This is a genomic window from Pseudomonas sp. FJ2-5-13 (assembly GCF_029201605.1).
In the GTDB taxonomy this organism is placed as follows: Bacteria; Pseudomonadota; Gammaproteobacteria; order Pseudomonadales; family Pseudomonadaceae; genus Aquipseudomonas; species Aquipseudomonas lactis.
Genome location: NZ_CP104045.1, coordinates 3869790 through 3882393 on the forward strand (window position 1 = coordinate 3869790; position 12604 = coordinate 3882393).

Below are 12604 nucleotides of genomic sequence, written 5' to 3' on the forward strand. Positions count from 1 at the left end.
AAGAGGTCGATATGTGACAACCTCCTCAATGCCCAGAACATTGAATGCTCCGGGCAGTGAGGATCATAGATTTAACGAGGCGACCAGTTAGTCTGTCCAATGGAGATCATTTCGTTCGTCCGCCCATAGCGCGCTTTCAAAATCGCGGAAATCCCAAGATCAACCGTGTCCAGATGCGGCAGCATCATCGAAACATACGTCTCAAACGTCGGATGTTTGGTCCAGTAGCCAGACTCAATCGCCGAGCGAAGAGACCGATCAAACCAACCCCGAGTGACCATGAGCAAACCTAAGATGCGATCCTCTTCATGTTCGCCATTGGTCATTAGATGGTAACCGTCCGTTTTCATACGCTCGCGCTGCACGTATGTCCCTGGCCGGTACCCCAACTCTTCTTCAGCTTCCATAAAAAGCTCATGGATCTCTCGATGCGTTTTCTGATCAGGCTTGTGATCGGACGCGAAGCGAAAGTCACAGTATCGGCAGTGGCTCACACCTTGATGTCCATCCGGCGTATCAATATGCTGACTGATTGTGCGGTCAAACCAACGGCTCAGCTCATGATAGTTCCGCGCACCACAAATCTCGACGGCAGCCTTATCGAGGCGCTTGCCGTGAGAAAGATCAGGGAAGTCGATTCTGAGTTGCTTAGCGTGGCGCTTGACGCGGTGAACATCAGCAAAAGTGATGGTGTTTTGCATTTCAGCCTCCGGGGCCGGGCCTAGTGTCCACTACGAGAACCCAATACAGGGCGGTTGGTACTGTCACGGTAGAGCGCGAGCTTTGCCATTAGTGGACGGCTGGCACCTACCGGGTGCCTTGATTGAATCCTATGTCATTCGCTCCGCAGACCGCAAGCACAGCGGGCTGAGAGCCAGAAGAGCAACTGTTCGGTGGTTGATTCAATGCTTCCGCATCTGGGCTGCACGGTAAGCAACCTAAGAGCGCTAGGCGCAAAAATGTAACCCTATGCGTCGACCGACTTAGCCATCAGACGCCCCACCACTGTCGTCTCTGGCCCGAGCGCGTTTTGCTGCTTCGCAAATCCCCGACATTGGTCGCCATTCTGCTGACTCGAACGCAGCCGTTCGTTGGATGATACCCACGACAGCTACCGGCACCTGCCTCATGACCCCCAACACAGCCGTTCAATCAAGGAACCCATTCAATGCGTCCACTTTTCATGCAGGGTATCGATCATATGACAGCGACCTTCCCCTTTGACAAAAGCCTATTCCCACCCGATTGAAGCGGCGATCCGTTGGAGTGATTCACACCGCTCAGAAGCCTTTATCCTAGCCCAACTTGGCGAGCGTCTACGCTCGACCGAAGATGACTTCCCCGCTGGCCGAAGCTGTATTTGAGCAGCGAACGACTCTACTGCAAGCTTTACAACAGCGAGCTACCCTTAGGCAAGCGCGGTGTGGTCTGTAAGGACCTGAGCCTGGCCGACGCCCGGAGTTGACGCCCCTCCTACATTTTGATCGCATTGCATCAGCGAGACAGCTGTCGTTTCAGCCCTCCAGCGGCCGCACTTCAATCTCGATCAACCTTCCGGCAATGGCCACCCGCTGACGTTGATCCACGCTGCGAGCTTGTCAGACCCCTCTTACATAAACTTCGGGTTGCGTCCGATGAGCCTCGCCGCTAACCTTCGCGGGTCGCTGCAAAATCAGCGGACGGGTGTGGAAGCCCGAACTCTCCAGGCGTATAAGCGCCCATAGCCTTAGCGGGCGCTTTTTTCATGCTCGCTATAAAGTGTTATGGCGGCTGTGCGCGGGGCATTTTCGAGTGCGCCGGGGTCCTGGAGTCCGGTCTTCCACACCTGCGTACAGTCGCCACCCCATCATGTGGAAGTGATTGTGGCGGCTCCTCTAACTCCAGGAGCAACCGTATGAAAAAAGTCACACCCAATCCCCCGTCATCAACTTCGGATGACGACCCACAACTACCTCCCGATGTCATCTTCACCGTCCGCCCCGGACTCAGCACGGAAGCCGCCTTGAGCAATGCCAGCGAAATGCTGGAGTCAGCGACTGTTGTGCCTACGACTGTGCCGAACAGCTCGATGGTCAGAGCCGCAAGCACGTGCTGGCGGTGGTGCAGCTGATCGAGATTGCGCAGTTGCTGGTCGATGAAGCGCTGAACCGGGAATGCCCGGTGGCCTGATGAAAAAACGCAAATTCATCAAGCAATAACGTTCCTATGTGGGAAGGGGCTTGCTCCCGATGAGGTAGTGTCAATCAATACATCTGTGACTGACCCACCGCCATCGGGGGCAAGTCGAATCGTCGCACCGCCCATCCCACATTTTGATCGGATTGCATCAGTGAGATAGCTGTCTTTGTCAGCCACTACTTGCTGCTTTCAAAAAGCGCTCGCCTAACTGAACGGAACCACCGCCTCTGCCTCCACCTCGATCAACCATTCCGGCAACGACAACCCACTGACCATAATCCACGAAGACGGCGGCGGGTTGTGTGCGAAGCGCTGACGCAGAGCTTCAGCAATCGGTTCCTGCTGATCCCGGGCAGACTCGACGATATACAACCGCAGCATGATCACGTGGGACAGATCGCCCCCCACCTCGGCCAGCACCTTTTCGACATTGTCCAACGCCATGACCGTCTGCTCGGCAATGTCTGGGCCCGCCGTGCGCTCTTGGGCATCGACGCCCACCTGCCCGGAAAGCATGATCCGTCGCCCTTGCGGCACTTCCAGGGCCTGGCTGAAACCGTATTGCAGGGAGTTGAATACCGTCGTGGGATTAATGACCTTTCGCTGCATGACCAATCCTTGTTTGTCAGTAGGAAGACAAGGCTAACCCAGAGAAACTGCTCTCGCTGACGGTTCAACATCCAGCAACATGTTCATGGGTGAAGCGCTGGCCTGATGAATAAACGCAAATTCAACAAGCAATGACATCCCACTGTGGGAGGGGGCTTGCTCCCGATGAGGTAGTGTCAGCCAACACATATGTGACTGACCCACCGCCATCGGGAGCAAGCCCCCTCCCACATTTGATCTGATGCACCCGAACCACCGTGTTCGGCGCTGGACGATCACTGCTATCATTCAGCCACTACTCATGACATGGAGGTCGCTATGCGCCGGATAACAGCCCTCGCTTTCGTACTGGCCTGCAGCGCCCTCACCGGCTGCAGCATCACGCAAACCGTCACGCCTGTTCCCGCTTCTACTGTTCACTCCCCTGAAATCTGCATGATCCCCGCTGCCGGCTTGCGTGAAGGCTTCAACACCACCTACACAGCCCAATTGCGCAGTAAAGGCTTTCAAACCCGCGAGTTACCGCCAGGCACCCCGCCCGCCAATTGCGCGCTTTCGACCACTTACATCGGTACATGGAGCTGGGACATGGCGTTGTATATGAGCTTCGCCGACATTCAGGTGTTCGAGAACGGTCGGCGGATCGGACAGGCACTGTATGACTCGACCTCGGGCGGCGCCCGAATGGGTAAGTTCATTGACGCACAAAGCAAGATCATCGAGATGACCAACCAACTGTTTCCCCACACTGACTACGGCAAAACTGCGGGTCAGGCTAACCGCCTTCCATAGACTGAATTCGTCAGACGGCTCTTACACAAACTTCGGGTTGCGTCCGATGAGCCTCGCCGCTAACCTTCGCGGGTCGCTGCAAAATCAGCGAATGGGTGTGGTAGCCCAGTTATTTCATAGACCCCGAAACGCTCAAGGGCGTTTTTTTATGCGGGCTGCTTTGTGGCGGCTGTGCATGGGAGGCTTCGGCCTGCCGGGTTTCTATGACCGGTCTACCACCCCGTGTACAGTCGCCTCCTTACTTCGTGTGGTAGCGAAATGGAGGTGCTCATTCATAGGAGCTTCGCCATGAAGAAAGTCACACCCAATCCCCCGTCATCAACTTCGGATGACAACCCACAACTACCTCCCGATGTCATCTTCACCGTTCGCCCCGGACTCAGCACTGAAGCCGCCTTGAGCAATGCCAGCGAAATGCTGGAGTCAGCGACTGTCTGCGCCTACGACTGTGCCGAACAGCTTGACGGTCAGCGCCGCAAGCATGTGCTGGCGGTGGTGCAGATGATCGAAATTGCGCAGTTGCTGGTCGATGAAGCGCTGAACCGGGAATGCCCGGTGGCCTGATGAGCAAACGCAAACTCAACAGGCAATGACGTTCCTATGTGGGAGGGGGCTTGCCCCCGATTGCGGTGGGTCAGTCACAGATGTGTTGGCTGACACTGCCTCATCGGGGGCAAGCCCCCTCCCACATTTGATCTGGCTGTGCCAGGGAGCGGGTGACAGGCTACCCGATGCCCATCGCCAGGCTGTGCGGCGAAAACTCAGCGAATTGCCAACGCAAGGCCAAGGCTGCCGGGCGGCGGACCACGTGCTCCACCGTCACCGTCCACAAGCGCTGCGCGCCTTCGAACTCAGCCACTTGCGGCCCGCTCAGGATCAACGATGTACGCCCGGCCACTTGCAGCACGTCGCCGGTCTCAAAATCCACAAACAATAACCCTGCCACCGGATTGGCGTGCAGGTTGCCAAGGGTGTTGAAGAACAGGTTGCCGGCGAAATCCGGGATGGTCAGCACGTTACCCTCCACCCGCACAAACCCCGTGTTGCCGCCGCGATGGGAAACGTCCACCGCGCGTTCGCCGTGCTGGTCCACGTAGCTGGCGACGAAGAAGGTGTCAGCGTTGCGGATCAGCGCTTGTGCAGCAGCGTCCAGGCCATTGCTGCGCTCGGCAGCGTTGCCGGGTTTGCGTGCAATTCCGGCGACGGGGCGCAGTTGGATGTACTTGGGGCAATTGCCGAAGGTGTGCACTACGTCCACCGTAAAGCCCTCATCCTCAAGCGATCCGATCCGGCCATTCATGCGATTGCGGCGGCGGGTGTTGAGGTCGATGCCCAGCAGGCCGATCGCCGCGCCATCCGTTATCCCAGCCCAGGAGGGATCGCTTTTGGCGGGCAGGCTGTCGATCTGCAGCGTGTGTGGGTCCGGTGAATGCGCAAACCCTGGAGCGCCTTCCAGCATCGTTGCCCAGGGGATGCCTTGTTCGTCCACCACACCCGCGATCAAGTACGGCAGCAGCGGATAAAAATCGCGGTGCTGCTCAGGCAAATGATCACGAATGACCTTGGGCCCGATCATGGCCATGCGTTCAGAGACGCCGGCACTTTCCTGCATGTGTCGTTCGCCGACATGCCAAGGGGTTGCTTCAATCGAGTGCATGGCGCTCACCTCCGGTTAGATACGAGCATGCTGCGCCCAGGCCGTAATGGAGAGAATGCCCACCCAGGGCAATCCACTATTACGCCAACTGAAACGCCGGATGCTCGCGCAACGCGGTGACGCAGTAGTCGACAAAGCTGCGCACGCGCATCGACGCATGACGGCCTTCGCGGTAGACCACATGCACCGGCTGCGGCGGCAACTCGAAGGTAGGCAACAGGCGCTGCAACTGGCCGCTCGCCAGGTGTTCGTGCAGTGGGTAACTCAAGGCTCGAATCACGCCCGCCCCCTGCACCGCTGCATTGATCGCGCCTTGGACAGTGGCGCAACGCAGCCGGGCGCGAGCCTTGAGGGCGTAATGCGGGAAATCCCAGTGCACCGGGTCGGCGCTGGCAATCAGATGATGCTGCTTGAGTTCAGCCGGATGCCGGGGTTCGCCCCGGGTCGCCAAGTAAGCGGGGCTGGCACATACGACAGTGCGCACCTGCCCGACTTGCCGCGCAATGAGTGACGAGTTGGGCAATTCGCCGACCAGCACCGCCACGTCCAGCCCTTCTACGTGCAGGTTAGGGAAATAGTCGTGGTAATGCGCGATGACACGCACCGCTGGGTAGCGATCCGCATAACCGGCCAACAGCGGCGCCATGACATAGCGGCTGAACAGTAACGGCAGAAATATCCGCAGGTCGCCCTGGGCCTGCACATGCAAACCGTTGGCCGAGGCCTCGGCCGCGTCCACCGCTGCCAGCAGGCGCACGCAGTCGGCAAGGTAAGCCTGGCCTGCATCGGTCAGGTTGACACCGCGTGTACTACGTTGCAGCAACACCACGCGCAGGCGTGCCTCCAGGCGCGCAACTGCACGTACCAGCGTCGGCCCGGAAACCTGCGCATGACGTGCCGCCGACGCCAGGCTGGGTTGCCCGGCCAGCGCGGTAAACAGCTGCATATCGCGAAAACGCTCCATCAGGCGCGCCGCTTGGTCGCCGCGTTCAGGGCCGGGTCCTGCCCGAGGCGCTGGCTGAGGAAATCTACAAACGTATTGACCTTGGCCGGTACCCGGCCGTTTTGCTGGAACACCACGTGGATCGGCAGCGGCGCCGGTTCGAAATCCTCCAGCACCAGCTCCAGCTCACCCGCCGCCACCGCTGCCGCGACTTGATAAGACAGCACCCGCGTCATACCCCAGCCCAGGCGGGCCAGGTTGATCGCGGCATTGTTGGCGGTGACCACCAGGCGTGGCTCGATCGGTACCTTCAGCGGCTGGCCGGCGGCAATGAATGTCCACTCACTGACCAGTTGGCTGGACGATGAGGTGACGAGCTTGGCCTCACGCAACTGCTCGGGGCGCTGGGGGCGCCCGTGTTGGTCAAGATAAGCCGGCGATGCGCACACCACCCGGCGTACTTCGCCGACCTTGATCGCTTGCTGCAAGGATGGCTGCAGGTGGCCGATACGCACCGCCACGTCAACACCTTCGTCGGTCATATTGACCACCCTATCGACCAGCAAGGCGTTGATACTCACCAACGGAAAACGGTCCAGATAATCCCCCAGTACCGGCGCCACATACAGCTCGCCAAACAGTACCGGTGCGGTCACCGTCAACTGGCCGCCCGGGATGGAGTAGCTGCCCGCCGCCGCTTCCTCGGCTTCGTCCAGCTCGGCAAGGATGCGTCGGCAATCCTCCAGGTAACGCTGGCCCGCTTCGGTCAAGTGCAGGCTGCGGGTGGTGCGCGCCAGCAACTGGGTGCCGATGCGTTGTTCCATGGCGGCAATGGCCCGAGTCACGCTGGGCGGCGACGTGTTCAGGCGGCGCGCGGCAGCCGCGAAGCCCTCCTCCTCGGCCACGGCCAGGAACACCTGCATTTCATGAAATCGGTCCATCGGCGCCCCTTGTTTGTTATTGCGATTGCAGCCCCACCGCCGTAAGCGGCATGCCAACGAAACCCGGCAGTGCTTCGATGCTGGCCAGCCAGGCGCGTACCTTAGGGTAGTCGGCCAGGGACACATTGCCTTCCGGCGCGTGGGCCACGTAGGTGTAGAAGGCGATATCGGCAATGCTGGGCTGATCACTGGCGAGGAAACGGCTCTGGCTCAGTTGCTGCTCCATCACGCTCAACAAGGCATGGGCACGGTTGATTGCGCTGACAGTGTCCACCTCGGCGCCAAACACCGTGGCCAAGCGCGCCGTGGCAGGCCCGGCATGCAGTGGGCCGGCAGCGGCCGAGAGCCAGCGTTGTACTCGCGCTTGCCCGACAAGGTCACTCGGCAGCCATTGGCCGTTGCCATAGTTGCTGGCCAGGTAAAGCAGGATGGCATTGGAGTCGGCCAGTACCGTGCCGCCGTCATCAATCACCGGCACCTGGCCGAAGCTGTTCAGGGTGGTGAGAAACTCAGGCGTTTTATGCGCACCTTGCTTGAGGTCCACTAGGACAAATTCGCTCGTCAGCCCCAGCAGGGACAACATCAGCTCGACCCGGTGGGAGTGGCCGGACAGGGGAAAACCATAGAGTTTGATCGCAGGCTGGGTCATGACAGGCTCCAAATGAGTGGGTATCGACGCCAGGGATGTTCTACCGCTGCCCTGTCTGGCGGAATGACCAGGATTCACAATCCAGCATTTCATCCAGCGAAACAATCCCTCGTGCACGTCGCAGCCAAGCCTGGCGCGAGCATTTCATGAAAAAATTCAAACTATCGCCCTCCCCATCGTTCACACCTTCATGTGCAACGTTAAGTAGGAGGCAACATGCAGTACCGACAACTGGGTCATTCCGGCCTGCTGGTATCGGAAATCATCCTGGGCACCGTGCCCTTTGGCGGTCGCGCAGAGTTTGAAAAATGCGGTGCGGTGGACGTGCCCCTGGCCAAGCGCATGTTCGATATGGCGTTCGACGCCGGAGTGAATATGGTCGACACCGCCGACCTCTATTCCCACGGCCTGGCCGAAGAAGTGGTGGGCAAGGCGCTGGGCGACAAGCGCAACGACATTCTGCTGGCCACCAAGGGCCGCAGCCCGGTAGACGACAACCCCAACAACTCCGGCTCGTCGCGCTACCACTTGATCCGCGCGTGCGAAGCCAGCCTCAAGCGCCTGGGCACCGACCACATCGACTTGTACCAACTGCACAACTGGGACGGCATGACGCCAATCGAAGAGACCCTGGAAGCCCTGCGCCTGTTGGTGGGTTCGGGCAAGATCCGCTACTTCGGCACCAGCAATTTCACCGCCTGGCAGATGATGAAAACCCTGGGCAAGGCTGAACTGCACGGCATGCTCAAGCCGATTACCCAGCAGATCTACTACACCCCGGAATCCCGCGAGGCCGAGTACGAGTTGCTGCCGTTGGCCCTGGACCAGCAGGTTGGCACTTTGGTGTGGGGCCCGATGGGCGAAGGCTTGCTGACCGGCACGACCCGACGCGGGCACAAGCCGCCGGCCAATACCCGCCAGGGCAGCGGTTGGCCGGAACCCTACGTCCACGACCAGGAACGTGCGCTGGACATTATCGAGACTCTCGCCGCCGTCGGCGATGAACACGGCGTCTCGGTCGCCCGCACCTGCCTGGCCTGGCTCAAGGATCGCCCGGGGATCACCTCGCTGATTGTCGGCGCCCGTACCGAAGCACACCTGCGCGATAACCTGGCGGCCACCGAGCTGAAACTCACCCAAGCGCAGTCGGCGCGCATCGAAGCCGTCACGCGTCGCCAGCCGTTGTACCCCTACTGGCACCGCTTCACCGCCGGGATTGATCGTTTTGACCCCGCGGAGCAACCGTTCCTCGCCGAGCATCAAAAAACCCTGGATGCGCGCACGGACAAGTAAAACAACACCCGCCCCAACGCCGATTAATTAAGCGAGCGCAATGCTCAAAGCAACGAAGATCCAATGTGGGAGCTGGCTTGCCTGCGATAGCAGTAGTGCAGTGACAGATGCAGCGACTGACCCACCGCTTTCGCAGGCAAGCCAGCTCCCACAGTTGGATCGAGGGATGTCAGGTAGATATGCGCAGGCTGTCAGGGCGTCACGGGAGCAAGCTCCCTCGCCACAGGTCCGGCATCGCCATCTACACAACTTTTTTGGGTAGCAGCAGACGGTAACCACGATGCGAAGCGAGCCGCTCTTGATCTTGATCTGCTTTTGATCTCAGGCGCCCCGTTAAACCACGCTGGCCGGAATTCGACAGGGATTTGGGGGGTAAACCGGCAGGGATGCCGGTTTAGCCGCCCCGCGCCATGGATGGCGCGTGGCGGCGGCCCCCCAAATCACTGGCGGATTACGGGCACACCGAGCCCAAGCGAGGTGCCGAGTGGTGGGGCAAGAGCCCTTTGGTTACTTTGGGGCTCTTCCAAAGTGACCCGCCGTCAGGGCGGAACCCTAAGTGGCCGTTACCGCAGCAATGGATATGTACACAATCCAACTGTGTCGCCTGCCAGACCGCCTTCGCGAGCAAGCCCGCTCCCACAGCAAGCTGCCTCGCCACAGGTCCAGCGTCGCGTCGAAGTTGGGTAGATACCTATGCTCATCGCAGGCAAGCCAGCGCCTTCATTTGACATGCATCCCCTGTGGACGGGCTTGCCCTCATGCCGATGAGTTAAGCAAATACAATGCTCAAAGCAATGAAGCTCAACGCGTGGGTGACATCCCGGCGACGCGCGCCATCGCCGCCGGGTCGAGCATTTCCAGGCAGCGGCACAGGGAATTGAAATCCGGCGACTGCGACAACGACAGATGCAAGGTCTGGCTGGCCGACACAGGCACCACCGACCGCTGCGCGCACTGCCCGTCATAGATCAGCGCATGCCGGATCATCGGATTTTCTCGGCAGAACTTCAGCAGGTCGACCTGGCGCGAACGCACCAGCGCGGTGTTGATGATCAACAGGTCGAACATCACGCCGTTCGAGCGCGTCAGCGCCTCCACTTCTTCGAATGAGCTCAAGGGGGCGATACGGTGATAGCCCAACTGGTTGAGCATCTTCTCGATCTTGACCCGCTGCAGATGCTCTCCATCGGCGATCAGAAAACGTAACGCTTTATTGGGCATAGGCAAACCTGGCAGATGGGCAGCGATGACGATCCTTCAACGCTCGCTACATTACCCGCCAAGGGTGAAGCCTGGCTTTAAGACGATTCCGAAACGGCAACGAGCCGCGAGCCTCGCAAGTGATTAGACTGGCGTGCAGACCACGCCACCCCGTTCTTCGAGACCCAACCCATGCGAAACCTGCTCTTTGCCAGCCTCTGCTTGCTCACCACCGCCCTCGCGGGCTGCCAGCAACACCCGCCTGCCAACGACCAACTCGACGCCGTGCTCTGGACCCAGACCTCCATCGAGCACGAACTGATCTACCGCCAGCTCTTCGCCAATGCCACCCGCCAACTGGATGTCGCCCTGGCCGACCCGAGCTGGGACGCCCTACCCTTTGCCCCACGCAACCTGGCCGGCCTGCCCCCGGCGGTGGTGGTAGACATCGACGAAACCCTGCTGGACAACGTGCCCCTCAACGCCCGCGACATCATCAACAATCAGGTCTATTCCTACGATCGCTGGAATATCTGGGTCGAGCAGGCCAAGGCTCAGGCGCTGCCAGGTTCCGTGGCGTTCCTGCAAGCGGCCAGACAAAAAGGTGTCAAGGTGTACTACCTCACCAACCGCGAGCACAGCCAGGTCGCGGCCACCGCCAAAAACCTGCGTTTGCGCGGTTTTCCGATTGAAAGCGACGCGCAGATCCTGGCGGCCAGCACCCCCACCGGACACTGCGAAAGCGCAGGCTACGGCAAGAACTGCCGCCGCCAGTGGGTCGCCAGCCATGCCCGCGTGCTGTTGATGGCAGGTGACTCGCTGGGCGATTTCGTGCAAGCCGAACACAACACCCTGGATGCACAACGCAAGGCCGTCGAACCCTATGTGAATTGGCTAGGCCAGCGTTGGTTCCTGCTGCCCAACCCGAGCTACGGCAACTGGTATAGCGCGCCGTATGGGGATGATGAGAGCTTGCCGTTTGCGCAAAAACGCAGGCTCAAGCAGCAGGCATTGCTGTTGCAGGAATAGAGAGTAACCATGTGGGCCGTTCATCCCACTCATTTGCACCACCGCCCTCTTGTCATCACACTCGTCATCAGCCCGCCAACTCAGGAATCACAGATGACTCACTCGTTGCTCAAGCCTGCCTTGCCCGGCATTGCGCTGCGGCGGTGGCGTTTGCTGCACCGCATCAAGCAAAGTCATGCGGCGCAGTTGTTCAACGTCACGCAATCGACTGTTTCGCGCTGGGAAAGTGGCGTACAAGCGATGGATCCGGCCGCGCACCAGCAGCTTGAGCAGTTGTTGGCAGCCCGGCTTGATGCAGCCGCCGATCAGGCATTGGCTCGGCTGGTCAGTGAGAGCTCGCAAGCCATGCATCTGGTGTGCGACCTGACGCACCGCCTGCTCGCGTGCTCGCCCTCCCGCGCACGCCAGTTCAGCAGCCCGCTCGCCGAGCTTATGGGCCAGTCGTTGTGGCGCTTCGCAACGCCGCAAATCCAACTGATCGAAGCCAGCCTGGAGCACACCGGCTGGCGCGAAACCCAGGCGCCACCGGCTCTTGAGTTCGCCACTGGAAGCAACGATTCCAACCTCGTGCCCATACGCCCCAGCATCTGTCGCTGGACACGCATGACCCTGAGCGATGGCAGCGCAGCACGCCTGGTCGAAACACTCTAAAGCCCGCCGCGCATATTTTATGCGTGGACGATCTGCACTCCCGCACCTAGGCTTACCTGCACAATCGACCTTGCGGGGCAGCAGCATGGACATGGAAAAAATCAAAGGCCGTCTCGATTTTCTGCGCGAGGCGGAAAAACTCAAGGATGTGCTCAGAAGTGCCCACACGGCTTCGGGCCGCACTGAAAGCACGGCCGAACACAGCTGGCGCCTGTGCCTGATGGCGATGGTGTTCGCCGATCAATTGCCCGGCCTGGACCTGCTGAAAATCCTCAAGATGTGCGTTATCCATGATTTGGGCGAAGCCATCCACGGCGATATTCCGGCAGTTAGTCAGGCGGCCTTCCCCAACAAGGGCGAACAGGAACGGCGCGATCTGCTGCTCTTGGCGCAGTCCCTGGACAGCCCCCTGAAAGCCGAGATCCTGACGTTATGGGATGACTACGAGAACGCGCTTTCGCCGGAAGCAAAAGCCGTCAAGGCCATGGACAAACTGGAGACCCTGCTGCAGCACACCCAGGGGCTGAACCCTCCCGATTTCGATTACGCCTTCAACCTGGCCTACGGCAAAAAACACACAGATGCCCAACCCTTGTTCGAAGCGTTGCGGGCACTGATCGATCAAGCGACAGAGCAAAGGCTCCACGCCGCAGAGTGACGGG

The 12604-nt window shown here is 59.9% G+C and carries 13 protein-coding genes and 1 pseudogene; 7 read left to right on the top strand and 7 right to left on the bottom strand.

The genetic code is table 11. The annotated features are described in order from the left end of the window. Positions 1–71: 71 nt before the first annotated feature. Positions 72–701, bottom strand: a complete 630-nt coding sequence (locus N2A98_RS16905; RefSeq protein WP_186527072.1) for a hypothetical protein — start codon at positions 699–701, stop codon at positions 72–74. A gap of 1193 nt (positions 702–1894) precedes the next feature. Here N2A98_RS16905 and N2A98_RS27180 point away from each other — a divergent pair. Then, a pseudogene (locus N2A98_RS27180) lies at positions 1895–2169 on the top strand (DUF3077 domain-containing protein). A gap of 213 nt (positions 2170–2382) precedes the next feature. Here N2A98_RS27180 and N2A98_RS16910 read toward each other — a convergent pair. Then, positions 2383–2787, bottom strand: coding sequence for a Rid family hydrolase (locus N2A98_RS16910; RefSeq protein ID WP_186527073.1), 405 nt, complete (start codon positions 2785–2787; stop codon positions 2383–2385). A 318-nt stretch (positions 2788–3105) separates the two neighbouring features. Here N2A98_RS16910 and N2A98_RS16915 point away from each other — a divergent pair, with 318 nt between their 5' ends. Continuing rightward, entirely contained in the window at positions 3106–3579 is a 474-nt protein-coding gene (locus tag N2A98_RS16915; RefSeq protein WP_186527074.1) for an Sbal_3080 family lipoprotein, read from the top strand. A gap of 288 nt (positions 3580–3867) precedes the next feature. Continuing rightward, positions 3868–4143 carry a DUF6124 family protein gene (locus tag N2A98_RS16920; protein WP_186527075.1) on the top strand — a complete coding sequence of 92 codons (276 nt, stop codon included), beginning with the start codon at positions 3868–3870 and terminating at the stop codon, positions 4141–4143. 160 nt (positions 4144–4303) lie between these two features. Here the strand turns inward: N2A98_RS16920 and N2A98_RS16925 are convergent, their stop codons facing one another. The 4 genes from N2A98_RS16925 to N2A98_RS16940 form a co-directional block, all read right to left on the bottom strand. Further along, positions 4304–5236 carry a pyridoxamine 5'-phosphate oxidase family protein gene (locus N2A98_RS16925; RefSeq protein WP_275622372.1) on the bottom strand — a complete coding sequence of 311 codons (933 nt, stop codon included), beginning with the start codon at positions 5234–5236 and terminating at the stop codon, positions 4304–4306. Between the two features lie 79 nt (positions 5237–5315). Next, positions 5316–6200, bottom strand: coding sequence for a LysR family transcriptional regulator (locus N2A98_RS16930; RefSeq protein WP_275622373.1), 885 nt, complete (start codon positions 6198–6200; stop codon positions 5316–5318). After that, on the bottom strand, positions 6200–7120 hold the full coding sequence (locus N2A98_RS16935; RefSeq protein ID WP_275622374.1) for a LysR family transcriptional regulator: 921 nt from the start codon (positions 7118–7120) through the stop codon (positions 6200–6202). Before N2A98_RS16935 ends, N2A98_RS16930 begins: the two co-directional genes overlap by 1 nt. Before the next feature lie 16 nt (positions 7121–7136). Then, positions 7137–7769: a glutathione S-transferase gene (locus N2A98_RS16940; protein ID WP_275622375.1), complete on the bottom strand. Its 633-nt coding sequence runs from the start codon at positions 7767–7769 to the stop codon at positions 7137–7139. Between the two features lie 216 nt (positions 7770–7985). Between N2A98_RS16940 and N2A98_RS16945 the strand changes: the two genes are divergently transcribed. Then, a complete protein-coding gene (locus tag N2A98_RS16945) occupies positions 7986–9062 on the top strand; it encodes an aldo/keto reductase (protein WP_275622376.1) in 1077 nt (358 codons plus the stop codon). A gap of 801 nt (positions 9063–9863) precedes the next feature. Here N2A98_RS16945 and N2A98_RS16950 read toward each other — a convergent pair. Continuing rightward, positions 9864–10283 (bottom strand): chemotaxis protein CheY, encoded by a 420-nt coding sequence (locus N2A98_RS16950; protein ID WP_275622377.1) that lies wholly within the window; start codon positions 10281–10283, stop codon positions 9864–9866. 171 nt (positions 10284–10454) lie between these two features. Between N2A98_RS16950 and N2A98_RS16955 the strand changes: the two genes are divergently transcribed. From N2A98_RS16955 to N2A98_RS16965, 3 genes are all read left to right on the top strand, one after another. Further along, complete coding sequence (locus tag N2A98_RS16955) at positions 10455–11291, top strand: HAD family acid phosphatase (RefSeq protein ID WP_275622378.1); 837 nt, start codon at positions 10455–10457, stop codon at positions 11289–11291. 93 nt (positions 11292–11384) lie between these two features. After that, on the top strand, positions 11385–11942 hold the full coding sequence (locus tag N2A98_RS16960) for a helix-turn-helix transcriptional regulator (RefSeq protein ID WP_275622379.1): 558 nt from the start codon (positions 11385–11387) through the stop codon (positions 11940–11942). An 85-nt stretch (positions 11943–12027) separates the two neighbouring features. Continuing rightward, the gene (locus tag N2A98_RS16965; protein WP_275622380.1) at positions 12028–12600 is read left to right on the top strand and encodes an HD domain-containing protein; all 573 of its coding nucleotides are present in this window, start codon (positions 12028–12030) and stop codon (positions 12598–12600) included. The last annotated feature ends 4 nt before the right edge of the window (positions 12601–12604 follow it).